Source organism: Helicobacter sp., assembly GCF_017502485.1.
Classification (GTDB): Bacteria; Campylobacterota; Campylobacteria; order Campylobacterales; family Helicobacteraceae; genus Helicobacter_B.
In genome coordinates, this window is record NZ_JAFVUX010000032.1 from 1 (window position 1) to 26,054 (window position 26,054).

Annotated in this window: 27 protein-coding genes; 18 read left to right on the forward strand and 9 right to left on the reverse strand. The window is 43.4% G+C overall.

Annotated elements, in window-relative coordinates; all coding sequences use genetic code 11:
- The coding region (locus IKB69_RS07150) for a helicase-related protein (RefSeq protein WP_290947813.1) at positions 1–504 on the forward strand (504 nt) is incomplete at its 5' end.
- A 106-nt stretch (positions 505–610) separates the two neighbouring features.
- Here IKB69_RS07150 and nusB read toward each other — a convergent pair.
- The 6 genes from nusB to IKB69_RS07180 all read right to left on the reverse strand — a co-directional run bounded on the left by nusB (position 611) and on the right by IKB69_RS07180 (position 4,908).
- A complete protein-coding gene (gene nusB / locus IKB69_RS07155) occupies positions 611–1,021 on the reverse strand; it encodes a transcription antitermination factor NusB (protein WP_290947815.1) in 411 nt (136 codons plus the stop codon).
- A complete protein-coding gene (gene ribH / locus IKB69_RS07160) occupies positions 1,021–1,485 on the reverse strand; it encodes a 6,7-dimethyl-8-ribityllumazine synthase (RefSeq protein ID WP_290947817.1) in 465 nt (154 codons plus the stop codon). Before ribH ends, nusB begins: the two co-directional genes overlap by 1 nt.
- Positions 1,486–1,514: 29 nt before the next feature.
- Positions 1,515–2,351 (reverse strand): 3-deoxy-8-phosphooctulonate synthase, encoded by an 837-nt coding sequence (gene kdsA / locus IKB69_RS07165; RefSeq protein ID WP_290947819.1) that lies wholly within the window; start codon positions 2,349–2,351, stop codon positions 1,515–1,517.
- A 48-nt stretch (positions 2,352–2,399) separates the two neighbouring features.
- Entirely contained in the window at positions 2,400–3,020 is a 621-nt protein-coding gene (locus IKB69_RS07170; protein WP_290947821.1) for a hypothetical protein, read from the reverse strand.
- On the reverse strand, positions 3,017–3,664 hold the full coding sequence (locus tag IKB69_RS07175) for a carbonic anhydrase (protein WP_290947823.1): 648 nt from the start codon (positions 3,662–3,664) through the stop codon (positions 3,017–3,019). The genes IKB69_RS07170 and IKB69_RS07175 overlap by 4 nt, the downstream gene beginning before the upstream one ends.
- A gap of 152 nt (positions 3,665–3,816) precedes the next feature.
- The gene (locus IKB69_RS07180) at positions 3,817–4,908 is read right to left on the reverse strand and encodes a PDZ domain-containing protein (RefSeq protein ID WP_290947825.1); all 1,092 of its coding nucleotides are present in this window, start codon (positions 4,906–4,908) and stop codon (positions 3,817–3,819) included.
- Between the two features lie 177 nt (positions 4,909–5,085).
- On the opposite strand from IKB69_RS07180, the gene IKB69_RS07185 reads away from it, so the two are divergent.
- From IKB69_RS07185 to surE, 3 genes are read left to right on the forward strand one after another with little or no spacing between them, the layout of a single operon-like run.
- The gene (locus IKB69_RS07185; protein ID WP_290947827.1) at positions 5,086–6,531 is read left to right on the forward strand and encodes a hypothetical protein; all 1,446 of its coding nucleotides are present in this window, start codon (positions 5,086–5,088) and stop codon (positions 6,529–6,531) included.
- Between the two features lie 27 nt (positions 6,532–6,558).
- Positions 6,559–7,425, forward strand: a complete 867-nt coding sequence (locus tag IKB69_RS07190; protein WP_290947829.1) for a polyprenyl synthetase family protein — start codon at positions 6,559–6,561, stop codon at positions 7,423–7,425.
- Positions 7,422–8,195 (forward strand): 5'/3'-nucleotidase SurE, encoded by a 774-nt coding sequence (gene surE / locus IKB69_RS07195; protein WP_290947831.1) that lies wholly within the window; start codon positions 7,422–7,424, stop codon positions 8,193–8,195. The genes IKB69_RS07190 and surE overlap by 4 nt, the downstream gene beginning before the upstream one ends.
- Positions 8,196–8,245: 50 nt before the next feature.
- Here surE and IKB69_RS07200 read toward each other — a convergent pair whose 3' ends face one another.
- The 3 genes from IKB69_RS07200 to dnaB are packed head-to-tail and all read right to left on the reverse strand — an operon-like array spanning position 8,246 to position 11,799.
- Positions 8,246–8,926, reverse strand: a complete 681-nt coding sequence (locus IKB69_RS07200) for a hypothetical protein (RefSeq protein WP_290947833.1) — start codon at positions 8,924–8,926, stop codon at positions 8,246–8,248.
- A gap of 60 nt (positions 8,927–8,986) precedes the next feature.
- Positions 8,987–10,288, reverse strand: coding sequence for a ComEC/Rec2 family competence protein (locus IKB69_RS07205; RefSeq protein WP_290947834.1), 1,302 nt, complete (start codon positions 10,286–10,288; stop codon positions 8,987–8,989).
- Positions 10,289–10,302: 14 nt separating this feature from the next.
- Positions 10,303–11,799: a replicative DNA helicase gene (gene dnaB / locus IKB69_RS07210; RefSeq protein ID WP_290947836.1), complete on the reverse strand. Its 1,497-nt coding sequence runs from the start codon at positions 11,797–11,799 to the stop codon at positions 10,303–10,305.
- 153 nt (positions 11,800–11,952) lie between these two features.
- Between dnaB and IKB69_RS07215 the strand changes: the two genes are divergently transcribed.
- The 14 genes from IKB69_RS07215 to IKB69_RS07280 are packed head-to-tail and all read left to right on the forward strand — an operon-like array spanning position 11,953 to position 26,054.
- Entirely contained in the window at positions 11,953–13,032 is a 1,080-nt protein-coding gene (locus IKB69_RS07215) for an agmatine deiminase family protein (protein ID WP_290947838.1), read from the forward strand.
- The gene (gene hypF / locus IKB69_RS07220; protein WP_290947908.1) at positions 13,032–15,512 is read left to right on the forward strand and encodes a carbamoyltransferase HypF; all 2,481 of its coding nucleotides are present in this window, start codon (positions 13,032–13,034) and stop codon (positions 15,510–15,512) included. Before IKB69_RS07215 ends, hypF begins: the two co-directional genes overlap by 1 nt.
- A 10-nt stretch (positions 15,513–15,522) precedes the next feature.
- Positions 15,523–17,325: a M3 family oligoendopeptidase gene (locus IKB69_RS07225; protein WP_290947840.1), complete on the forward strand. Its 1,803-nt coding sequence runs from the start codon at positions 15,523–15,525 to the stop codon at positions 17,323–17,325.
- 9 nt (positions 17,326–17,334) lie between these two features.
- On the forward strand, positions 17,335–17,871 hold the full coding sequence (locus IKB69_RS07230; RefSeq protein ID WP_290947842.1) for a hypothetical protein: 537 nt from the start codon (positions 17,335–17,337) through the stop codon (positions 17,869–17,871).
- Between the two features lie 52 nt (positions 17,872–17,923).
- Positions 17,924–19,591, forward strand: coding sequence for a DUF5644 domain-containing protein (locus IKB69_RS07235; protein ID WP_290947844.1), 1,668 nt, complete (start codon positions 17,924–17,926; stop codon positions 19,589–19,591).
- Between the two features lie 7 nt (positions 19,592–19,598).
- The gene (locus tag IKB69_RS07240; RefSeq protein ID WP_290947846.1) at positions 19,599–19,910 is read left to right on the forward strand and encodes a hypothetical protein; all 312 of its coding nucleotides are present in this window, start codon (positions 19,599–19,601) and stop codon (positions 19,908–19,910) included.
- A gap of 22 nt (positions 19,911–19,932) precedes the next feature.
- Positions 19,933–20,880, forward strand: coding sequence for a TerB family tellurite resistance protein (locus tag IKB69_RS07245; RefSeq protein WP_290947848.1), 948 nt, complete (start codon positions 19,933–19,935; stop codon positions 20,878–20,880).
- Between the two features lie 20 nt (positions 20,881–20,900).
- Positions 20,901–21,779, forward strand: coding sequence for a glycine--tRNA ligase subunit alpha (gene glyQ / locus IKB69_RS07250; RefSeq protein ID WP_290947851.1), 879 nt, complete (start codon positions 20,901–20,903; stop codon positions 21,777–21,779).
- Positions 21,773–22,525, forward strand: a complete 753-nt coding sequence (locus IKB69_RS07255) for a Nif3-like dinuclear metal center hexameric protein (RefSeq protein WP_290947853.1) — start codon at positions 21,773–21,775, stop codon at positions 22,523–22,525. The genes glyQ and IKB69_RS07255 overlap by 7 nt, the downstream gene beginning before the upstream one ends.
- A gap of 8 nt (positions 22,526–22,533) precedes the next feature.
- On the forward strand, positions 22,534–23,238 hold the full coding sequence (locus IKB69_RS07260; protein ID WP_290947855.1) for a C4-type zinc ribbon domain-containing protein: 705 nt from the start codon (positions 22,534–22,536) through the stop codon (positions 23,236–23,238).
- Positions 23,239–23,246: 8 nt separating this feature from the next.
- Positions 23,247–24,530: a lipid IV(A) 3-deoxy-D-manno-octulosonic acid transferase gene (gene waaA, locus IKB69_RS07265; RefSeq protein WP_290947857.1), complete on the forward strand. Its 1,284-nt coding sequence runs from the start codon at positions 23,247–23,249 to the stop codon at positions 24,528–24,530.
- Entirely contained in the window at positions 24,523–25,242 is a 720-nt protein-coding gene (locus IKB69_RS07270) for an RluA family pseudouridine synthase (RefSeq protein WP_290947859.1), read from the forward strand. Before waaA ends, IKB69_RS07270 begins: the two co-directional genes overlap by 8 nt.
- The gene (locus tag IKB69_RS07275; RefSeq protein WP_290947861.1) at positions 25,211–25,732 is read left to right on the forward strand and encodes a hypothetical protein; all 522 of its coding nucleotides are present in this window, start codon (positions 25,211–25,213) and stop codon (positions 25,730–25,732) included. Before IKB69_RS07270 ends, IKB69_RS07275 begins: the two co-directional genes overlap by 32 nt.
- Positions 25,704–26,054 carry a hypothetical protein gene (locus tag IKB69_RS07280; RefSeq protein WP_290947863.1) on the forward strand — a complete coding sequence of 117 codons (351 nt, stop codon included), beginning with the start codon at positions 25,704–25,706 and terminating at the stop codon, positions 26,052–26,054. The genes IKB69_RS07275 and IKB69_RS07280 overlap by 29 nt, the downstream gene beginning before the upstream one ends.

Below are 26,054 nucleotides of genomic sequence, written 5' to 3' on the forward strand. Positions count from 1 at the left end.
CGCTCACTGCGACTAGGGGATTTTGATGTGCTTATTGGAATAAATCTTTTGCGCGAGGGGCTGGATTTACCAGAAGTTAGCCTAATAGCCATAATGGATGCGGATAAAGAAGGATTCTTACGTAGTGAAACAAGCCTTATTCAAACAATGGGGAGAGCAGCAAGGAATGTCAATGGCAAGGTGATTTTGTATGCTAAAAAAATTACAGACTCTATGCAGAGGGCGTTTGATATTACAGATTATCGCCGAGCTAAGCAAGAAGCATTTAATAAAACACATAACATCACGCCAAAGAGTGTCACGCGCAATGTCGAGCAAGAGTTGCGATTAGAGAGCTCTAGCACCCTTTATGAAAAATCCAGCAAGCTACGCAAGCTCCCAAAATCAGAAAAAGAAGCAATCATTAAAGACCTAAAACACAAAATGCACCAAGCAGCCCAAGCACTAGAGTTTGAAGAAGCAGCTAGAATCCGCGATGAGATAGCTAAAATCCGCACGATGTAATAGAAGACTAGCTCAAAGCTCACGCCAAGCGCGCACTACAAGCATTATGATTTCTACCCCATTCTTCTAGAACCAACCCACAATGCACACGATACATAACCACAGCTCAACTCTCTTGCTTTTGTGCGCGAGAGAGTGCATCAAGCACAGCATTGATAAGTTTAGGGGCGTTATCATCTCCATACATTTTAGCTAGCTCTATGGCTTCGTTGATGATGATGGGTGAGTCGGTTTGCGTGTAGAGTATCTCATACGCTCCAAGTCGTAATATGCTCTTCTCCATTTGTCCTAATCGAGAAAACTCCCACTCCTTCAAATACTGCTCCAGCATCTCTCCCAAAGAGTCAAAACGCTCAATCACCCCCTGCAAAAGCCCTAGCGCGAAGTCTTGTTGCTTGTTTTTAATCTTGCGCGCTAATAGCATATCTGGTGCATTTTGCATAATAGCAGTATTTCCGCACGCATAGGCATAGAGCAGTCCCACGACAGCCTCACGCGCTTGCGTCCTAGTCGCCATTAAATTGTCCTACATAAATCCATAAGCTCAATGAGTGAATTCATCGCTTCAAAGCCTTTGTTCCCTACTTTGGCTCCCGCCCTATCAATTGCTTGCTCAATATTATCAGTCGTTAGCACACCAAAGCTCACAGGGATTCCATACTGCAAGGTAGTATTGGCAATGCCCTTTGTCGTCTCTGCACTTACATAGTCAAAGTGCGGTGTCCCACCACGGATCACTGCTCCTAGCGTGCATACCCCTTGATATTGTCCATTTTTGAGCAAGCGATCAAGCACAAATGGCAACTCCCACGCCCCCGGAGCTAGTACAATATCAAGTAGCTCAGTATCCCCCCCGTGGCGCAAAAAGCTATCCTTCGCTCCTTCCACCAAGCGATCTGTGATGATGTGATTAAACCTAGAGCAAATAATGGCGACTTTCTCATCACCTTGTAAGATAATTTTCCCTTCAAGTATTCTCATAAAGCGCTCCTTATTTATAAATTTACACTTTAGTGCGCATTAAGCGCATTTCTAATGGCAAAGATTTCATCAAAAAGTGAGGGTAACTTCTCTAAAGCAATCATATTTGCTCCATCACTTAGGGCATTTGCCGGATCGTAATGTGTCTCTATGAAAAACCCATCAACCCCAACAGCAGCTGCTGCACGCGCAAGATATGGGGCAAAGGAGCTATCCCCACCGCTTTTGCCCCCGCCCATACCGGGCATTTGCACACTATGAGTTACATCAAAAATCACAGGTGCAAACTCACGCATAACCACAAGCGAGCGCATATCTACAACCAAGTTTCCATAACCAAAGCTTGACCCACGCTCAGTGAGACATAACCCATATTTGCTAGATTCTAGATAGCTAGCCTCTGCGCCCCCACGCGTTTTAATCGCCTTGAGTGCGCTATAACGCATATCTTTTGGGTTCATAAACTGCCCCTTTTTGATATTGATTTGTGCCGTTGTTTTTGCCACCGCAACAATCAAATCTGTCTGCCTACATAAAAATGCTGGAATCTGAATCACATCAACCACTTCAGCAAGTGAAACTGCTTGGTAGGGCTCGTGTATATCTGTGATAAGCTTGTAACCAAAATCTCTTTTGATAGATTCTAGCATTGCAAGCCCTTTATCAAGCCCCGGACCTCGGTAGCTCTCAAGGCTTGTACGATTTGCCTTATCAAAACTTGCCTTGAAGTAAAGCTCACAATCATTACGCTTATGTAAAAATTCTAGCCCAGCAGCAATGCGCTGCAACTGTTCTAGACTCTCAATCACACAAGGACCACAGAAAATGGTTAGCCCACTACTATTTGGTTGAAATATCTCTGCCATTGTTTTTCCTTACTCTCAAATTCTAATCTGCATTATAAAACCTTTGCACTAACCACAATCCCCTTCCTTAAAGTCAATATAGCAGCTTATAAGCTCATAGTCGATAGAATCTAGCTCTTTAGATTCTAGCTTTTCAAAAAGCCCAAGCACAAATAAGTCATACTCTTGCATAAATGCCGGTGCTTTGCTTAGAAGCATATCTGTGAAAGTTCGCATATCTTGCAGACTAAACTCATCATTCCAAAAGTTCTCATATAGATCAAAATACTGGAATTTACAGCTAAATATACTCATATTTTTGCTGGCAAGAGCATTGGTAAATCTCTTGCCAATGGGTGTTTGCAGTGCGTCTAAAAGCTCGTATTTATAGGGGCGAGATTCTAACATTTGTAGAAAAAATCTTTTGCCATCTTTTTGGACAACTTCTATCGCCTTTGTCGTTTTATTTTTAAATATCTTTTGACTCTCTTTGCTTAAGCAAGATGACAATTGCGCCTTATACTGCGTTTCTTTAGGCTGGGTAGTAATGTTATCAAACAATACTTGCATATTTAGTGCATCAAAGATCTCTTCAGCCACTAGGGATTTTGCAACTAATGTGCCACAGCAAAGCAAAACCATAGCGCACAAACGCGCGAGAAAATAGTGCATTTGTTTTGTAGGTATCACTTTTTGTCCTTTTGGACAATGGACTTAAACTCGCGTTTAATCATATTGTAGTTTAAGATCTCGCCCGTCTCGATAATGTAATACCACCCATACACGCGCAACTCTCCCCTATCAAATCGTTCTTCAACAAAAGGGTAACTCATAAGATTTTCTAGTTGTTGCTCGATATTGATTAGCTCTGTAAGCCAAGTACGCTTTGATTTAGAACTAGGCTTCAAAGCTTGCACTTTTTCTTTTACGGGGTCAAGCAACCTTAGCCATTTTTTCACATAGGGCGTCTCATCAAGCTTTTTGGGTGGCTCATAGATGAACTCACAAGCACCACAATTACTATGCCCACAAATGATGATGTTTTGTATTTCTAAAATAGTAAGTGCATATTCAATAGCTGCTGTCGTAGCCAAAAAACCCTCACGCAAAGCTTGCGATTCTTTGTAAGGAGGGACGATATTGCCCACATTACGCACGACAAATAAATCTCCGGGCTTGGTATTGGTGATAAGATTGGGGACGACACGAGAATCCACACAGGTAATAAATAGCGTATGTGGGTCTTGGTGCTGCTTTAGCGACTCATACAGATCTTTGTGCGCGGAAAAATCCTCTTCTTGAAACTTAATCGCACCTTCAAATAACTCTTTCATACCAAACCTCAAAACCACAAAATGCATTAAGCAAAATCTAAAGTAATACCCCACATTGTAGCTTACTTGTGGTAAAAAAACAATTTCACTAGCCCTAGAGCACACAACCAAACATAGCTTTAGGGCTAATTTACCTGTAGCATTACAAGACTCTAGAGATTTGATCGCAAAAACAGTTCCACCCCATCGTGCAATAACAGCAACTCAACTTTCCCACGCAAGGCTGCTTGCGAAAAAAGCTGGCGAAAATGCCAAAATTCGCTATCTTTTTTAATGGGGGTCTTATTGATCCAAATAAATTTATCTCCCACACTTAGTTGAGAGAGTCCATCTGGCAGGGGCTTTGCGATCGCTCTAATCACCAAGTCTCTATCAATCACCACCCCATAACGCTCAAAAAATGTATCCTGCAATATCCCTCCACCATAGCGACGATCCACCTGCACAGATACTTCAAGCAACTTATTGTTGCGCAGGATTCTTACTTGCGCCTTACTTTTTGGCACAAGATCTGCTACAAGCCACTCAAACTGCGCAAGAGAAGAAATCTCACGCCCGTTGATTGCTATAATCCTATCTTTTGGCATCAGTAGTCTTTGTGGAAAAAATATATCAATTTGCTCGACAATCACGCCTTTTGGGTGCTGATCTTTGGTGGTTTGTAAATTGGGGGCAACTCGCACGCCAATATCTCCATATTGCCCGCCACGCGCACTTAAAAATCTATCGATTAAGATTTTAGGGACGAAGTATTGCCCATACGCGCTAATCCCATAACTCTGGTAGCAAATCGTGCTAATAACAGAATCTTTAGGCAAGGTCGTGCTAAACTTCCCTAGATCAAACATACCTTTTTCAAAATTTACAACACTCCCAGGTATCACTTGTGTCGCATTGACAGCAGCTAGTGGCAAAGTATGAGCAAAGGCATCAAGTGGCTTTAAGCGGTAGCTTTTTTGTAGCCTTCCAGAAAAAAGATATAGCCCCAAAAAAGGATCATGCTTGATAATGCGCGAAGAGTGCAAAGGTTTTTGCGAAAAAGCAATGAGATAAGGAACATCATTATACAAGATAGAATATACCCTAGTAGAATCTATCACACTCGTTGCTTGCTTGTAGTAAGTCTTACAAGCTGAATAATCAAGTCCATACGCCCAGCAGACACAAGTAAGCCAAAATAGTAGTGCTTGCATCATAGTCATCGTAGCAATGTTGTGTAGTTTTATGTTTTTTACATTTGCCATAGTGCAGTGTATCCTTGATAGATTTGGGCAATTATAACAAAAGAGCAAAACTTATGTACTGCGATTTGTCACATCTAGGTTTTATGCGGGTATATTTATATTTTGCTATAATTTGAATTTGGTGAGTTTGGACTATGCGTGTTGACTAATTCTAGGAATTTTTAGGAGAGAATCTATATGTTAACAGGAAAGCTGATTGTTATTGATGAAGAGGCAAAAAAGGGCAAGATAGAGCAAGATTTAAACCAGCGCGTATTTGACTTTGATTTTACAGTGTGGGATACAGACTCTGGAGAGATGGCTGTGGGGGAAGAAGTAGAATTTGAAGTAGAAATGCGTGTAGTAACCCATGCTAGAATCAAGCCAAAGCCCATAGACCCCGATGAAATCCCTATGACCAAGCTACCAAATGTATGTATTGAAGAGTTTTTTGCTAGGGAGAATGAAATCTTGCTTGAGTACAGGGACTTTATAGAAGGGCATTTGAGTCTTGACTTTTTGCGTATGAGAAGATTTTTGCTCACGGCGTATAATGACCTATGCGAAATGGATAATCTTATAGAAAACGACGAACTGCGCAAAACAAAGATAGAGATCAACCACCTATGGAAAGAGTTTGAAAACTATGTCAAAAAAGCTCAATACACCCCAGCATACGCGTTTGAAAAGATCTTTCTCTCCAAACAAACAGAATACATCAAGGTAGAAAAAGACATAGAAGCCACTCAGCTAGCCCTAAACAATGCCAAAGCACAATGTCAAGTCCTAGGAAACAATCTTGATGCTAGCGAAAAGCGTCTGCAGCGTATGGCAAGCGGATCTGGACGCAGTGGGCAGGAATACTTGCGCTTTGAAAAAGAAGTCAAGATGATGCGCAGAACCTATGTCGATCTTATTCAGTTTGTCGCCACGCGCCAAGAGTGGCTAGCGCACGAAAGAGAGCGTATGAAAAAGTTCAAGGAAGTGCATTTTCAAGAGTTTGCTGATGTCTATGCGCCAATGTTGCGTGACATTAAAGACCGATTTATAGGATTACTAAACTCCAAAGCATATGATTTAGATTCTGAGCTTTGGACTAGGGCAAAGAAGTCTCAAATCGTGCGCAAGTTCTTCCGCGATGCGCGGATCGAAGGGGGGTTTTCCTCTAAGACATTTTTGCGCTATTTTCTCCGCGGTCTTGATAGAAACAAGGCTTCACCAAAGACAAAAGAGCTTTTCAACCTCTTAAAATATTTAGAAGAAGTCAGTCATAAAAATGTGCTTGTTCTGCGTAGCTCAGCTGTTAATGCGCTTAAATACAAAGAAGTCATTGAAAAAATAGATTCTACCCTTACAGTTAGTGTAGATACAAACCCAATCAATGCGTTAAAGCTACTTGCTACCACACGGCAAGATATTGTCGTGCTAGATGAGCAAATCGGAGAGATAAGCGCACTAGATTTTATCCAAAACACCAAACAACTCCCACAAAAAGAGCCGGCAAAGCCCATTGCATTCTGCCTTGTGGTAGCAAAACTGCCTGATTATGAAAAAGCCGAGGAGGCAAAGCAACTTGGCGTGCAATATTTTATCCCAGAGCAGAATATGGACGCACTTTTTGATTCCGTGCGAATGGCACTCTAAGCAATAAGCTAGAATCTAAGGAGCACAATGCAGTATCAACAAAGTATCCAAGAGTTTGAGCAATTTTTACAAGCAAGCGCACCGCAAATTCCAAGTTTCCATCCGTATTTTGCCAAGGCTTTTTGGGAAATGTTCCTTTATGGAGGGAAGCGTTTCCGCCCTAATCTGCTACTTGCTGTTGTCTCTGGGTTAAATCCCCTAATGATTAAAAACTCCTTTTTACCAGCATTGGCACTAGAGTGCTTGCATACCTACTCGCTAATCCACGATGATCTACCTTGTATGGACAATGCTCCTTTGCGCAGGGGTAAGCCCACATTACACACAACCTATGATGAAGTGAGTGCGACACTTGTGGGCGATGGGCTTAATACTTATGCATTCTATCTCCTAAGCTGCTCAAAGCTAGACTCTAGCATACAAGTCCGGCTGGTAAAAGAGCTTGCCTATGCAGGTGGCATAGGTGGTATGATCATTGGGCAGGCACTTGACTGTCACTTTGAGAATCAAGCCCTACCGCTAGAAAAGCTCCAAGAAATCCACATCAACAAAACAGCAAAGCTCATCGCCGCAAGTCTCAAAATGGGTGCAATCATAGCCAATGCCACACATTCTCTCACCCAGGATTTATGGGACTTTGGCTTGCGACTTGGGCTGTTTTTCCAAATACGAGATGATGTGATTGATGCAGTACAAGAAGAAGTCCAAGCAGGCAAGCCCACGCGCAATGATTGGAAGAAAAACAGTTATGTTAATCTCTTAGGACTTGCACAGGCTAAAGAGCTTTTGCAAGCAGAATCTAGCGCACTCACACAAAGCTTGCATGATTTCCCGCAGTCCATAGTTGAGAATCTCTCAATGCTTTTGGGGGATTATTTTAAGGAGATTGCATGAAGGAGATTTTAATCACCAATGATGATGGCTTTGATGCTGCTGGGATTCTAGCTCTAAAGGAAGCGCTTAGCCCACTGGGGCGTGTGTGTGTAGTCGCTCCAGCTAGAGAGAAGTCCGCGTGCGGACACGGACTTACTATCACAAAACCTCTCTCCCTTATCTCTGTGGGCAAAGATGCCTACAAGCTTGATGATGGCACGCCTGCAGATTGTATTTATCTAGCGTGCAACACACTCTATAAGGAGTATAATCGCAAGCCAGACTTAATTGTCTCTGGGATTAACATCGGTTGCAATATGGGTGAAGATGTAACCTACTCTGGCACTGTAGCAGGAGCTATGGAGGGCGCGATTTTAGGAGTCCCTAGCATTGCGATTTCACAACTACTTAAGAAAGAGTGCGATAGGGAGTGTGATTTTAGCCTTGCAAAAAAAGTGGCCTTTGACCTAGCGCAAAAGCTCTTAACACATAACCCACTGCCCAAGCGCAAGCTTCTCAATGTCAATATCCCCATCGCCACAGAATCCAAAGGTTACAAGATCACAGAGCTAGGCGTGCGTCTCTATGGCAATGATGTGGTTAAAGCACGCAACCCACGCGATGAAGAATATTATTGGCTAGGCACACATCAGCTTGAGTGGGAGGAGCGTAGCGAGAGAGCAAGCGACTTTAACGCGGTGATGAGTGGCTATGTCTCTATCACACCAATTACTTTAGATATGACAAGCTATGATGATATACACGCACTTACACAATGGATACACTATTAGGGGTAGATTCTACCTAACTAATTTTTTCCTGCTAGGGTTTGCTTGAGATTTTACTTTTTAACCCCAAGCATTTTAGTGCGACTAATAAGGCAGCTAAAGTTGTAGTAAGTAAGTGGCGCGCTATAGCTATAGCTCTCGCCCCTAGTAAAATCGATTCTAGAAATTGTCTGATGGATTAGATCTTGATAAATTCCCTCATAAATGCACACGCCATCTTGGATAGAGCCATCGATATAGAGAATCCGCTTTTTCATATGATTATCATACCAATCCATAATGAAATGGTATTCTGCAGAGAGATTAAGCGAAGTGGTATAGCCAGTGATGATCGGATAAGTCTCCTCCCTGCAGTAATACATCCCATCATAATTAAAGCACGCGGAGCGATCTATCATCTTCGATGGGACATACTGCACGCTAGAGCTAGGGTGGCTTCTCGCCATTTTCACAAGGCTTACATAGATGATATTGCGCGCACTTTTTTCCGGGATTTGCCCCTGCATATACAAGGAGTTAAACCCTCTTTTTTCTAGTTCTTGCTTGATAAAAAGTATGTATGAAGCAGCGAGCAAGTCCCCTTTATAAGGTGCGATAATCACAGGAGCATTGATATTGAACTGATAGCTATGTTGGATTGAAGAAGTATATTTCATCTCAATCAGATTATTAGCACAGCCTAAGAAAAACGCCCCACACACCACACCATACACAAGACTCATATATGCTCGCACAAGACACTCCCAAACTTCCTAAATACTTTACATTAGCAGATTACATAAGTTTCAAGCAAATTACATTCCCAAATACATCTCATAGCATAAATAGCCATAAAATCCTAAAGCCAAGCAGATAAGCGCATAATAACTATAAGCAAATCGCATGGCCAAAGCACTTATCCCAATATACACAACCAAAAACCACAGCGGAGTATAAATCTCTATACTTGGGATTTGCGCCGCAAGCACAAAATCTAGCAAACCATCAAAGCTCCCACCATAGCCAATACTATGCAAAAGCACCGCAAGGGGGAAAATCGCCACAAAAGCAATGCTCACGGGGATTGAGATAAGCTGATATGGCGAAAAATATGGGAAAAAGCAATGCACAATTGGCGTAATGCTCAAAAACACCGCACAATTAAGCCCAAGAATCTGCGCACATAAACTACGCCACGAGCTAGGCTTACTTACATAACGCATAAACAAAAAAATATAAAACACCCCAGCCATTGATAGGATAAACCCACGATTAAACGCTACGCCGGGAAAGAGCACCACACAAAGCACTCCCACAAACAAGAGCATAGCAAAGCTTAAAACCTGTAAACCAGAGACATAGAGCATAAACACCACAGATGCCATAACAAACGCCCGTAAAAACGAAGGTGTAAAATCCAACACAAGCAAATATCCAAAAAGCGCGAGTAGCACGAGCAAACCTATGTCATAAATCTCATTACGGTAACTAAAATACCGCCTTTGCATTACGCGATACAATGGAGCTAGCAGAGCAAAAAGCACAAAAGATATGATCCCTAAGTGGAATCCACTAATAGCAAAAATATGTGCAAGTCCTAGCTTATTGCTCACATCGCGCCACGCTTTATCAAGTGAAGTGGCAAAAAATAATGTGCTAAATAAACTCGCGTGGATAGGGTTTGTGTGCTGCTTGTAAATCGCCTCTTTGAGCGGAGCACTAGCTTGCTTATGCGACAATAGTGCGATAGAAAAGCTCATAAAAAAACAGCTTTGCAAATATTTCACAAAGCTGCAATCCTTTCCCATTTTTCCATACAGCCGCACACTACGCCCTTGCAATAGCTTTAAATCTTCTTTAGAAGTTGTATAGAGTGTATGAGAATTATGACTAAGCTTTAGCACAAAATAAGATTTATTGTTCTTAATCTTTGTATATTGTGCTTGTACAACAGCTTCTATCTCGCTAGGCTGCTCAAAAGGCAGTGCGCGAAACTGGTAATAATCAAGTCCAATGCGTGCGCAAAGTAGCACAAAAAGTACCAAATATGCCACCACCCACTGCCTAGGTGAAAAAAGTGCGATTGCATAAGGTGAGCCTTTGGTCTTTTGCGCCATTTGGTTAGACTACGCTAAATTGGCACAACCTGTACAGGAGCTACATCTGTGGACACATCAATTTTAGCTTGCGTAGGCTCATAGGAAAGTTCACGCGCGCCGTTTGCCACATCTTCAAATCGAATAAAGGGCTTATTAAATTGGATTCTAATAGTTTTAGTCTCGCCATTTCGATTTTTAGCAATGATGATTTCTGCTGGCTCCACGCTCTTTGTGCGCAGTTCTTCAAGCTTGCCTTGAAGCTTCTTTAGGCTATCTTTGTCTTTTTGATCATCTTTTGGGTTGTTTTGGATTTTTTCTATATTGTTGCGTAGTGTGCTAATGGCATAGACATCTTCTCGATACAAAAATAGCACCACATCAGCATCTTGCTCAATTGATCCAGATTCTCTTAAGTCAGATAATTGCGGGCGTTTATCATCCCTAGAATCCACCGCCCTACTTACTTGAGAAAGTGCAATAATGGGAATTTCTAAATCCCTTGCAAGCGTCTTTAACCCACGAGAGATTTCGCTTACTTCTTCGTGCCTTGCGCTATCACTTCTCCCTCCACCACCGCGCATAAGCTGCAGATAATCCACCACTGCTACTTGTAGGCTTGGGACTTGAGCTTTAAGCTTACGAAGCTTGGAGCGTAGCTGGGCTATGGTAAGCGAACTACCATCATCGATATAAAGAGACTTTGACAGGAGCATTTGGGTCGTTTCTGTAAGCTTGCTCCAATCCCCATCATCTAGCTTGCCCTGCCGTAAAGTCTGTAAGGGGATAGAAGTGAGAGAAGAAAGCATACGAAACATCAACTGCGTAGCGGGCATTTCTAGGCTAAAGATTGCTACTGCACCACCACGGTTAAGTGTATGCTGGATCATATTTAAAAACAGCGTAGTCTTCCCCATAGCAGGGCGCGCAGCGATGATAATTAGCTCTCCAGAACGAAAGCCCGTGGTGTATTTATTCAACTCTGCAAAGCCCGTATCCACACCCACAAGATCATTAAAGCCACGCTCTTTCATCTCTTCTATTTCTTGTAGTGTACTATCAATCACACTACGCACGCTTTGAAACTCTGTATGCGCGCTTTTTGAAGAAATCGCATAAATCTCGCGCTCGACCTCATCAAGCAATACATCACTCTCAATACTTACATCACTTGTGCGAGAGGCGATCTTAGTCGCAAGAGTGGCAAGCTGGCGTTTAATAGAAGCGGTTTTGATCTCTTTAATATAAGCAACGACATTGGCAATAGGACTTGTGGCAATGATATGAGCAAAGTCCTCTTCGCTGATTTTGCTATCTTTGATCCTAGAAGCGACAAACTCGGCATTTATAGGGAGATCTTGCAACTTTAGCTCAAGGCATATTTCAATGATCTTTTGGTGCTGAGCAAACAAAAAGTCGCTTACTACAAGCGAGTCTTGCACTTGGGTGAAAATATGCTCATCAAACAAAAATGCTGCGATAAGCCCACGCTCGACATTAAGTAAATATGCATTTGCATCATCATGTCTCATATATATCCTTAAAAGAAAGCAAAGCACCAGATCTTACTGGCAAATCTCGCTTCGATTGTAACCAAAGCTTTCCTAGCTTTTCTTTAAAAACACATCTCGCTTTGCTACAATACCACCTTGTACTTCTATTGACTTATTGATTGAAGGGTAGCTATGAAGCAAGTAGAAAAAAGAATGCGCGCAGAGTGGGAGAAACAAGCAGCTATATTGCTTGCATTCCCACACGCTAAGAGCGATTGGGCAAACAAGATTGACAAAGCAAGGCAATGCTTTTTAGACATTATAGAATCCATTATCACATTTGAGAGAGTACTTGTGTGTATCGATATACAAGATACACAAGGACTAGCAGTGTTATGCAAGCATTTTGGCAGCAATATGCCACCGCTTACTCCCTACACAACACATACACTTACTCCCCAAATCACTCTAGCATTTGTACCTACAAATGATACTTGGGCTAGAGATTTTGGGGTGATTACTTGCGCACAAAAGCTAGATTCTAGTGCGCTAGAATCTAATCTCTTGCTAGATTTTAGCTTTAATGGTTGGGGGCTAAAATACCCCAGTAATTTTGATAACCAAATCACCAAATCCTTACATAAACTAGGCGCGCTAGGGCAGCTCCCACTAGAATCTAGCTCCTTTATCCTAGAAGGAGGGAGCATTGATACTGATGGCTTAGGCACGATCCTTACAACCACTGCTTGCTTGCTAGAGCCTAATCGCAACGCCACTTACACCAAAGCAGAGATAGAATCCACTCTATGCCAAAGTCTAGGAGCAAAGCGCGTGCTATGGCTAGAAAATGGCTTCTTACAAGGTGATGATACCGATAGCCACATTGATATGCTAGCGCGCTTTTTAAGCCCAGATACCATAGCCTACATTAGCTGCGATGATACAAGCGACCCACACTATCAAGCCCTACAAGCTATGGAGCAAGAAGTGCGCGCACTAAAACAAGCTAATGGCAGTCCTTATAAACTCTGTCGCCTGCCTTTTGTGCGTGCAATCTATGATGATTTTGGCGAGCGATTGCCTGCTAGCTATGCAAACTTTCTCTTTGTTAATGGTGCATTACTTGTGCCAATCTATGATGATCCAAGCGATGCGCAAGCCCTAGCTCTACTCAAAGAAGCTCTACCTAATCGAGCAGTGCTAGGGATCAATGCACGCGCACTCATTGAGTGGCACGGCAGTTTGCACTGCGTAAGTATGCAGCTTTATTGATGCTAGTTCTGCGATTTGTAGGTGTGGTGCAGGGCGTTGGATTCCGCCCAATTGTGTATCGCATAGCCACAGAGCTTGGACTTTGTGGGGGTGTGTATAATGACAATGGTGATGCGGTCATAGTTATTGATTGCCCAAGGCTACCTAAACCCATACCATCAAGGCATAAAGCACGATTTGTGCGAGTTTATCCTTGCGTGGTTATAGACTCTAGTACCAAAGCTTCTTTACTACCAACACGCGCGCTCATATTCCTTAATGCACTTCTTTGTGCCTTGCCACAACTTGCCCATATTACACATATCACTATCTATCCCTTACACTTAGCACTTCGCGCGCTCCCTAGCCTAGCGCAGATTGATTCACGCACCTTGCAAGCGAGATTTAGCATTTTACCATCTCATAGCTCTAAGAGCCAAAGCTCACTCTCTATCCCTCGTGATAGCGCGACTTGTAAAGATTGCCTACGGGAGATTTTCACACCTACTTCGCGTTTTTACCATTATCATCTATGTGCTTGCACAAATTGTGGCGCAAGATATAGCATCATTGACGCCCTGCCCTATGATAGAGAGCGCACAAGTATGAGAGACTTCCCATTATGCAAAGCTTGCAAGCAAGACTTTAGCTCACCAAGCAGTCGCTTCTACCACGCTCAGCCCATTTCTTGCAATACCTGCGCAATTACATTAAAGCTATTGGATTCTAGGGGCAATATCATACTTGCCAAAGAGTATGCAGGCATAGAGCTATGCGCTAAACTCTTAAAGCAAGGAGAGATTGTTTGCATTAAGGGGTTAGGGGGCTTTGCGCTTATTTGTGATAGCACAAATAAGCGCGCAATTTATCGCTTAAGAGAGTGTAAAAACCGCCCACATAAGCCCTTTGCCATAATGTGTAAAGATTTAGAGCAAGCAAGAAGTATCGCACATTTGTACAAAGAGGAAGAAGATGCGCTTACTTCGCTGGCTGCGCCCATTGTCCTAGTGCATTCCAAAGCCAAATCCTCCAAGGCAAAGCCAACACCCATTGCCATAGATGCCATCGCCCCAAACTTAAGCACCATTGGCATTTTACTTGCCAACACCCCCTTGCACCATCTTTTGCTTGATCTTTTTCCCAATCCTATACTCTACACAAGTGCTAATCTTAAAGCAGAGCCTATCATCACTCAAGTAGATGATGCCCTAAGCCAGCTAGCACATATCACACCTTATGTGCTAGATATTGGTAGAGAGATTCTACACGGGGTTGATGACTCCATTACGCGCTATATAGATTCTAGTATGCGTCCTATCCGTCTAGCAAGAGGACTAACTCCAAACACCATAAATTCCCAACTCACTACGCCTAAAAATCCACATCAAACAATCGTAGCCCTAGGCGCAGGGGAGAAAATCACCCCCACTCTAGCCACTGCCACACACATCATCATAACCCCCTATATCGGTAGCTTACAAAGTCCTGCATCATTAGCGCGCTTGGAAGAAAATCTGGCAGTATTTTTACCATCTATGCAAAAGCCTTCCATCATCGTAAGCGATAAGCACCCACGATTTGAGACGACCAAGCTAGCCCAAAATTTCGCTACACAATACCAAGCCACGCATCTTAATCTCTATCACCACCACGCACACCACTGCGCGATTTGGGCAGAGATGGTACGCAGTGAAGACGAGCAGATCCTAAGTGTCGTGTGGGATGGAAGTGGGCTTGGAGAAGATGGCAGTATCTGGGGTGGAGAGTTTTTGCTTGGTAATTGTAGAGAAATTAAGCGTGTGGGACATTTCGCTCCATTTTATCTACTTGGTGGCCAACGAGCGATAGTCGATATTAAGCGCATAGCTTATATACTTGCATTAGAAGCGGGAGCTTGCGCAATGATCGCACGCTATGAAGCTTGCTTACCAAAGCCTTTGCTCACTTTAGCAAAGTCCAGCCCACAGGATACACGCATAACAACAAGCAGTGTAGGTAGGATCATTGATGGTGTAGCGCATTTGCTAGGACTACTAGATTCTACTACTTATGAAGGGCAAGCAGGCGCACTGCTAGAATCCATAGCACAAGAGCCAAACGCCCCTAAAACCCATTACCCCTATATAATCACACAGAGTGGCATTATCCAATGGCAGCCAATGATCGCAGCAATTTGTGATGATATACAAGCACTAGAATCCACTTCTACTACTTCTCTTGCTACAAATGCCACAAGAGGTATCATTGCCTATAAATTTCTCTACACACTAGCCCACATTGCTAGGACATTTATTTTAATACACAAAGCTAAAGTACGCATAGGGCTTAGCGGTGGCGTGTTTCAAAACAAGCTTTTATGCGAAATTCTAGGGGCAATGCTAAGAGTGCAGGGGATAGAATACCACTTCCACACTCTTGTACCTTGCAATGATGGCGGTATAGCCTTTGGGCAAGCAGCCTTTGCTAGCAGAGTTATGGTACAATATCCTAATCTACGATAAAGGCACACCAATGGCAAAACCACATAAGCAAAATATACTACACAAATCATCAAAGTCAAAAGAAATCCCACACAATTGGGATTTAAGCGCGCTTTTTGCAAACAATGAGCAAGCAAGCAAATATCTTGTTACCACTTATAAACAAGCCAAAGCTTTTCAGGAGCATTACCAAAATACCTTAGCCACGCTTACCCCCGAGGATTTTTATACCGCGTTGCTTGCATACGAGCAACTAATCGAGCGTATTAGCAGAGTGATGACTTATGCGTTTTTACTCTTTGCACAAGATACAAAAAAAGGCGATATTTACGCACAATATGAACTTAAAAGCAACGAAGCCCAAAGTCTGCTTGTGTTTTTTGAGCTAGAGTTTTGCGAGCTAGAGCCTAAAATCCAGCAGGCTTTCATCAAGCAAGCACACACGCATACCTTCTACTTACAAACACTTCTGCAAGCTAAGCCCTATCAACTTCCACTAAGCGCAGAGCAAGCCCTAATTGCTACTTCAAGCGTGGGAGTCAATGCCTTTAGTAGGCTCTTTGATGAGCATTTAAGTGCGTTAAAAATTGGCAAACATAAGCGAAGTGAAGAAGAAGTGCTAGCAGAGCTCCATAACCCCAAGCGCGCAAAGCGCAAAAATGCGCAAAAAGCCTTTACTAAAAGCCTAGAAGATTCTAGTCCGTTGCTTTGCTATATCCTAAATATGGTGCGCAAAGATGTATCCATTACCACAAAGCTACGCGGCTACCCTAGCAAAGAAGCGCCACGCCACCTAAGCAACCACATCACACAAAAAAGCGTTGATTCTATGATAGACATCACAACTAAACACTACCATATCGTGCAAGACTACTACCGCATAAAAGCTGATCTTATGGGCATAAAGCTTAAAGACTACGACAGATACGCGCCACTTTTTTCCCACACTTCTGCTATGCACTACAATCAGGCAATAGGGCTTGTTACACAAACTTATAAGGGGTTTTCCAAAGAGTTTGGCGCAATCGTTGAAAAAGCCTTGCAAGAAGGCTGGATAAGCTCCCACCCTATGCCAAACAAACGCGGCGGAGCGTTTAGCCACGGCAGTGTGCCTAGCGCACACCCTTATGTCTTGCTTAACTGGACAGGTAATCGCAGAGATGCTTTCACCATAGCGCACGAATTTGGGCATATGATCCACCAAGAGCTAAGTAAAAAAGTAGGCACGCTAAGCCACGATACACCCTTAACCACTGCAGAAACTGCCTCTGTCTTTGGAGAAATGTTACTCTTTGATCATCTTAAATCCACGCTAAGCAAGCAAGAGCTACTACCAATTTATGCTGGCAAGCTTGAAGATATATTCTCCACACTTTTCCGCCAAGTGGTGATGACAAATTTTGAACGAGCAATCCACGACAAAGATGGAGAGCTACAAATCACTGATTTTGATAGAATCTGGCGAGAAGAAAATGCCAAAATGTTTGGCAAGAGCGTAGAGCTTACCAAAAATTACGCGCGCTGGTGGAGCTATATCCCACACTTTATCCACTCACCCTTTTACTGCTATGCTTATAGCTATGGGCAGTTGCTTGTACTAGCACTCTTTGGGCTTTATAAGAGTGGGAAATGCAAAGACTTTGTCGCCACATATACAGAGTTTCTATCCCTTGGTGGGAGCAAAGCACCAAGCGAGCTTATCAAGGCATTTGGCTTTGATATAGAAAGCGATAGATTTTGGGAGGTTGGTATACAAGAAGTGCGCGCTATGCTAGAAGAATTCCACACGATCTTGCGCGCTAGTGGCTACAAGGTACGCAAGCTAAAACGATAAAGGAGCATTATGCAATATACGCCAAGCCAAGCGTTTGAGATACTCTATGACCACTACTGCGCGCAAATACTGACATTTTTGCAGCAAAGTGGTAGGCAGTTTGGGATTTTGTGTGATAAACAAAAGGTGCGATTTGATCCGCCACTAGCCAAAGAACAAGCTAAGAAAATGGGTAAAATGCTCGAGTTTCTCATCTCTGGTAGCACTTTTGCATCATTAGACATTCGCCAAGACTCCCTAGGGCAAATATCTGTGCATTTTGTCGTAGGGCTAACTCCGGGTGGTGATGGCGAACTGGTGAGTGTGCGTGTGCGTGGGATCTACCAAATTTTCATCAAAGATACTTTGCACGAAGATTGTGCGCTTTTTACACGAGTGGATTCTAGCTTGATCTTCCCAGCAGATTCTATCCCACTAGAATCTGCAAGCCCTAACCACGATCTCTTTAGCCAAGAAGAACGGCAGTCCCTGCAAGCAATCTTGCAAAACTCCCATAATCGCGAGGTTTTTGAGCAACTCGCTATGCAAAGCGATGAGCCTAAATAACTACACGCACAAAGAACCTGCTATAATAACCAGCCAAATTAGGAGTGACACTATGCAAACATTAGAACTATCCATCTTTCGCTTTTGTGCCAAAGAAAGCTATGAATACTACTTCCAAAAATACCCCATAGCCTATGACCACAACCTTACGCTATTTAGCACGCTTGAATCCATAGAAAATCTAGGCTTTGATAGATCAATGGGGCTTAGAGTACAAGGGCTTTGTGTCTTTGATGATGTGCCACTTTATGAGCTTGTGCGTGAGTTTGGGGCAAATCTCTACCTTGAGCCACTAAGTCAAAAATATGTGAGCAAAGATCTAGTCCTCGATAAAAAAGCGATGTTTGCGCGCTATGAGTGGTTTTTTAGCAAATATGACTTCATTGCCCCAAGCGATCGCTATGAGCTATATAAATACCTGTGGGCAAACACCATCTCACTCCAAAGCGATGACTCCTACCTAGGCGATGGGTTCTTCTTATATATACAGTGGTTACTTGAGCGATACCCCAAGCACTTTGACACTCTCATCCACACGCTAGCAAACGCGCAAAGTGGCGTGATGAGCTACACACCCATTGAAGATCTTATCTACATAAACAAGCCTAATGCCCCCCATATCACACACACAATCCACGCACTTATCAATAAGGTCGTGCGTTTTGGGCAATGTCTTGGCTGCGGAAGAGCGTGGATCAATGAGCTAGAATCTATCAAAGTAGATTCTATCCCAAGCTCCGCCTTGCAAGCACTAAGCACCTCACAAGCAAACACACAAAACAAGAGTGGAGCGGGCGGAGCAAATAAAGAAAATAGTCAAGATTCTAGGGTGTTTATAGTGTTTGACGCTTATGCAAGCCTTAGTGCAAAGCCACTTATCTCTAGCACCAAAGCCTTATTGCAAGCTTTGGGACATCCGCTTATAGAGCCTAGAAGCAAGCTACTTCCGCTTGGAGGATACTTTGGGAGCATTGTGGATACTAGGGCATTTATCAAACGCGCTGCCTATAACATTGCCCTTGCTGCAAAAGAACGCGCAGTTTTAGTATTTGGTGATTACGAGAGCTACTGCTCTATGGTATTTGCACAAACTGAGCTTTTAAGAGATAAAACCCTGCTTAATGAAGTGTGTGCGCTCTACGGGCAAATTGATTATTACATAAACCCTGTACAACATATCAATACCATCATCGCAGGCAGTCAAAGCAAGCTATGGGAGAGAGAATCCCCTCTAACTCATCTTAAGCTTGTAGCATATCCAAGCTTGCTTGCTTGTGATGCTCTTGATGGCTGTCAGCAGGTGGCTAGCATTGTACTCAAGCGTTTATTAGGACCAAATCCCACACAAGAAGAGATTATTAACGCGACACAAAATCTCCACGCGCACCATCACCCTATTGTAAGCAAATTAGGAGGCGAGTGGCTAGATATTGTAGAGAGTAGGCAGGACTTTTCACATTTGCAAGCCTACAACTATGAAGGGTATTTAAAAGAATCTAGCAGAATTCGCTTTGCTGGCATTGATGCAGGAGCAGATATGCTTGTAGTCTCTAATGTTGGGCTTTTTAGGGCATTTACCACCTTAGCAAAAGCCGGCGCAAAAAGCATAGGGCGCGACCCAAGCAATACCCCTACGCTCTATCTGCCGCAAGTCGCGCTACTTGCACTAGGTATGCACAACAAACTAGATAAAAAATACCGCACCTTAGAGCTTGCGTAGGCATCTTGTGAAGATATTTTTAAAAATTCTCATCGCCTCACTCATCGCTGGCACTTGGCATCAAATCGACAACGAGTCAGCTGGTGTAGCGATCGTGCTCTTTCTCTTTGTTCTAGCAGTGCTTTTGATGAACCCTGTTAAATTTCAATCCCCTGAAAAGCGCGAAGAATACATCGAAAAAATTCGCAAGCAAAAGGAGCAAAAATTCGCCATAGCCCAAAAGCAAAAAGAAGAGCGAGCGCGCTTGAAGAAAGAAAAGCAAGATAGAGAAGCCAAAGAACAGAAAGAATTCCACGCACGAATGAAAAATCGATCCTAAATCCACACTATAAAGGACTAGTATGAGCATTTTACTACTAATTTTAGCGGGCGTTGTAGTGTATTATCTCTACATCACTCTACAAGAATACCTAAAAAACCCAACCACGATAAAGCCCCCTACAAAAGAGCCAAGTCCATCTCCCTATCCACTAGAATCTAACCCTTATGCTACGCAAACCCCAGCACAAAAGCTACAAAACTCCTATGAAGGAGCTAGCATAACTCTGCTTGCCTATGTCTTGCAAGCGGGTATAAACAAGCAGACAAAGGCTCAAGTCTCCCTAGAGCAAGAAACCCCACTAGAATCTAGCACGCTAGATTCTAAGCTTACACCCTTGCAGTTTGGACTTGTGGAAGAGTTTGTCCGCACGCTTTGTGCACACGCTACTAAGCCAGAGTATGAACAGGATCTACGCGCCTTGCTTGCGCATTATGCATCCATACCAGAGTTACAGAGTGAGCAAAAGGCTCAAAGCACGCTAGATTTTAGCACCCTAGAACAACCCAGCATCGCACATCTTGCTGGAATCTTTTTAGACAATACTTATGGCGAGTATAAAAAGCGTTTGCAGTTTGTCGAGCTTTTGCTCATCCTAGCGTGGAGTGATAGAGATCTAAACCACGATGAGCAAGATATTATCCTAGATATTGCAGCGTTTTTAGAGATCGATAATGCCGACTTCAACACACTTTATGAAAGCTTTGAGACACTAGAATCTAGCCCAAGTGATGAAGCATTAAAAGTAGCAAAAACTCTAGAGCAAATATGGAGCGAGCAGAGCACACAAGATCAAAAGAGTTTGCAAGAAGCTTTCTTTACCCATATCCAAAAACTCTATGCTAATGCCCGCAAAAAGGGGATTTCATCAGCAGCACTATTACAAGCACTATGGCAAAGCGAGCAGAGCTACTACAATCTAGGAAGCACACTAAAGCAAGCAAGTAGTGTCACATCTGGCACACGCTAAGAGTTTTATAAGGATACAAGATGGCATATAGCTTTTCTACGATTATTTTGCGCTTGCAAGAGTTCTGGGCGCAACAGGATTGCGTGATTGTCCAGCCTTATGATGTTCCAGCAGGTGCGGGGACATTCCACCCAGCTACTTTGCTACGATCGCTAGACTCTAGCCCGTGGAGCGTGGCGTATGTCGCGCCATCTCGCCGTCCAAGTGATGGACGATATGGACATAATCCCAACCGCCTAGGAAGCTACTATCAATTTCAAGTGCTTATCAAGCCTAGCCCTAGCAATATCCAAAGTTTATATCTAGCTTCTTTAGAGCTTTTGGGGATTGATAGCCAAATACACGATATTCGCTTTATTGAAGATAATTGGGAGTCACCGACTCTTGGAGCGTGGGGGCTTGGCTGGGAAGTGTGGCTTGATGGTATGGAAGTTACGCAATTTACCTACTTTCAGCAAGTAGGGGGGATCGCCTGCGACCCTGTGGCAGTGGAGATCACCTATGGATTAGAGCGACTTGCTATGTATATCCAAGGGGTAGAATCTATCTTTGATATTAAGTGGAATGATAGCGGCGTATGCTATAAAAATGTACATTTGCAAAGCGAGTATGAATTCTCACGCTATCATTTTGAAGTAGCTAGCGTGCCAATGCTCTTTGATCTCTTTGCTAAAGCCCAAGATGAAGCTAGAAACTGCCTAGCTACCAAGCTCCCTCTCCCTGCCTATGACTGCGTAATGCTCTCTTCACATTATTTCAATATCCTACTAGCACGAAAGGCGATTTCTGTTACAGAGCGACAAAGCTATGTGTTGAAAATCCGCGAGCTTGCTAAAGAGTGTGCCCTACTCTACAAAGAACAAGAGCCAGAGCGCGCTAAGCGATTAGAGCAATGCTAGAGACTCTAGCTACCCCAATGCAAGTGGGTGAAATCTATGCAATTCTCGATGAGTTGAGTCCCTTTAGCTTACAAGCAAGCTGGGATAATTCTGGACTCAACATCGGTTCTATGGAGCAGAAAGTAGAATCTATCGCGCTAGCCTTGGAGCTAGATTCTACTATGGCACATACCCTTAAGCCCAATACCTTGCTTATCACCCATCACCCGCTCATTTTCTCCGCGCTAAAATCCCTAAACACTAACACCTACCCAGCAAGCTTAATCGCCACACTTTTGCAAAAAAACTGCGCGCTCATTGCTATGCATACAAACTTTGATCACACGCATTTAAATGCATATTTCGCACAAAAGATTCTAGGCTTTACTACCACAGAGCAAGACATAGCGCAGTACTGCCAGATCGCACCTACACCACTACTAGAGCTTGCTAAAATCTGCAAGAAAACTCTATCATTAGAGCATATTCGCTTCGTGCAAGCAAGGGAGAATATAAAGCATATTTATATCGTATGTGGCTCAGGAGCTAGCTATGCACGCGAAATAGCCACACCAAATAGTTGCCTAATCTGTGGTGATATTAAATACCACGATGCAATGATTGGCAAAAGCAATGGACTTAGCTTCATTGATGTGGAACATTACGCAAGTGAAAAGCATTTTGCAAAAATCCTACAAAGCCTTTTGCAAATTAAGAATCTCAGTGCTACAATACTGCCTAACTTTTCCCCATTTTCTTACCTATAAGGACATTTATGAACAAACATTTGCAACAGCTTATACAAATTGCACAAATCGACACAGAATCTGACGCACTTGTGCCTGTGATGCTACAAAAGCGTGAGCATTTAGATAAGCTCATCGCCCAAAAGCTTGAGCTTATCGCTACGCAATCACACCTTAGTGAAGCAAAAGATGAAAACATCCGAGCCATAGCGCGCAATGAAGCTAATATCACAGACAATACTGCCAAGCTAGAGTCTATCACCCAGCGTATTAAAGACGGTTGCTCAGATAGAGAAGCGCGTACGCTTGCAATTGAAGAAGACTTAGCAAAGGAGCAAATCAAGCACGCTAACAACGAAATAGCACGCCTAAATAAAGAGTTAGAATCCTACATACCAAGAGAGCAGGAGATCGCCCAACAACTAGTGCTCCTAGAATCTAGCATTGAAGAAGAACAGTGTAAAGTCGATGGGGAAGTTGAAGAGGTCAAGCAAGCTCAGCAAGCCATCTTTGCTAAAAAAGAAAAGTGCATTACCTCTATGGATCAAAACATCATCGCCTTTTATGAGAAAATCCGCAAATGGGCGAAAAACTCTAGTGTCGTGCCTATCAAACGCCGAGCATGTGGAGGCTGCTTTATTCGCCTAAATGACAAGCTTTTAAGCGACATCTCCCACACCTCTGATATTATCACCTGCCCACATTGTGGTAGGATTCTCTACCTAGAATCTTAATCGTGTCAATGGCAAGCAAGCCAGAGCGCGTAAGCATAGCTCTCTACTATCTTCTCTGCGCTTTTGCGTGGGGCTTGCTTATGCCGTTGTTTTTCTATCTTAGCATTAAGCCCAAATACCATCGCTCTATACCTGCCAGATTTTTCCCATTTTTGCGCCAGCTTATGCCACACTCTGGTGGATTTTGCAAAGATTTTAGCCCACATATTTGGCTACACGCCTGCTCCTTTGGCGAGATAAAATCCCTTACTCCAATTATCCAATCTCTAATCGCTCCGGGGCGTAGCATTTTGCTCACAACCACTACGCAAACAGGCTTTGACCTAGCCCAAAGCACCTATGCTAGTAAGCCGACAATCCGCGTAGAGTTTCTGCCATTTGAGCTATTTTTGCCTTTTTACAAACGCCGCTTACAAAACCTACAAACTCTTATCATCACAGAAGCCGAGCTTTGGCTAGGGGCTTTTCACACAGCCAAATGCCTAGGCGCACAAACTTTGCTCATAAATGCTAGAATCTCCACACGCTCCTACCCAAAATACCGATATTTCCGTGCCTTTTATCGCTTGCTTTTTAGCTATGTTGATAGAGTCTTTGCCCAAAGTCAAGCTGACAAAGATCGCCTTAGCACCCTTGGTGCGTGCCATATCGAAGTCCTTGGCAATCTAAAGCTACTAAGTCCTATCACCACAAGTGCCACCTACCCTAAGCCTAGTCGCCTAGTCATTGTCGCTGCTTCAACGCACCAAAGCGAAGAAGAACTGGTGCTACAAGCCTTTAGCGCGCTTAAAAAGCTAGAATCTAATCAAGCAGTTTCTAGCCTACTAGTTCTAGCCCCCCGCCACCCTGAACGCTTTGCCCAAGTAGCCGCAAATCTTGTCTCCTATCCATTTGCAAGTGCGCGATTCACGCAGGGATCACAGGTGCTTAATGACCCCAAGCTTGATGTTGTGTTGCTTGATACACTAGGAGAGCTCAATAACTGCTATGCAATCGCTGATATAGTGATTTTAGGTGGTGCATTTGTCCAAGCTGGAGGACACAATCCACTTGAGCCAGCATTTTTTCACACTAAACTTATTAGTGGCAAGGCGATATTTAATCAAGAAGCTCTCTTTGCCTGCATTGACGGCTACACCTTATGTGAAGCAAGCGAGCTAGAAGAAACACTCCTAGCCTACCAAAGCTTACCTAAAGCAGGCTATAAGCCTATGCCCATAGATCTCTCCACACTTGCGCATATCATCACTCGCCCAAAGCAATCTCCACAGCATAGGGGCAGTAATGGATAAGGCCTACAAGCTCCTGAGCCTACAAAAGCGCATTTCCCATAACCAAGCAAAATCTCTCATCGATAGTGGGCTTGTTAGTGCTAATGGCAAGCGACTTACCCTTGCGCGCACCCTATTAGAGCCTACCACAAACTTCCAAGTCCAAAAAGTCGCGCCACTGCGTATAATCGTGCAACAAGAAGATCTACTTGTGGTAGATAAGCCAGCATTCCTTGAGAGCTATGCCATCCAAGCACGCTTTAAGGGCTATGAATTACTCCATAGACTTGATAAAGAAACAAGTGGAGTCCTACTGCTTGGCAAAACACAAAGCCAAAAAGCCCTAGAAATTATCCGCGCCTTTAAAGCACGCAAAGTAGAGAAAACTTACTACGCACTTGTAAGTGGCATTATCCCAGAATCTAAAACCATCAATGCTCCCATCCTCACCAAAAAGGATAAAAGTGCTAAAAGCAAGGTGCATAAAGATGGTCTCCCTGCCATAACTCACATCACCCCAGAATCTATCGTAGGCAAAAAGACTTTACTAAAAGTGCAGATAGAAACAGGCAGGACGCACCAAATCCGCGTGCATTTAGCCCACATAGGACACCCAATCATCGGCGATACACTCTATGGCAGATCAAATGCTGCACGCCTTATGCTACACGCAAGCCAGATTTGCGTGCTTGGAGAAAGCTTTGAAGCCCCCCTGCCATTTAGCCTTTGCTAATTTGGAGCACGCGCTAGAATCTAGCTCCCTACTCATAGCCACACAGTGGCGCGATAGCGTGTATCTACTACTTTGGGAGCTAGGCACAAACATCCTAAAATACGGCATAAATGACCTATATGCTAAAGTGGTGCATACACATTTATCAAGCTCCTACCCCCAACACGCACTAGATTCTACCTTGCACATACTCACCCGCCATCTCCCACAAGGCGCACTCTATCTTGCATTTAACTACCTAGTAGCACTTCCTAGATTCTACCTAGTCTCTAAACCCACGCCCCACCTAGCCCAGCCCACACCCTCTGCCCCAAATGTGAAGCAAGATTTTACCCATCATCATAATCTAGGACACAAGGTCATTAAACGATATGCGGAAATTTTCTGCTACAATGCACCGCAATTTATGATCACTTCCGCACGACATCGCACCATATCGATGATAATCAAAGGACAATACCTTGCTATTTACCACAGCAAAACGAAATGACATTTTATACCTATGCTGTGAAGGGCGCGTGAAAACTTATGAAGAGTATTTGGAGTTTGCGCGCAAGCTTGATGGGCTCATTGCAGAGCATATAGATTCTAGCGAGCATAGTTTTAGCTCTTGGCGCATTATGCTCCTTGATGCCTTTCCCTTTAATACCTACGCACTAGGGCATTTACTGCGCCTAAAGCTTTATAACAATTACGACTTTACTCTTGCCACTAATAATTATCACTTGCTTGAGCTACTAGAATCTGTGGAGTTTTCTACGATGTTTTCTGTCAGTATCGAGCACGATCCGCGCGTATATAAGAACAATTAA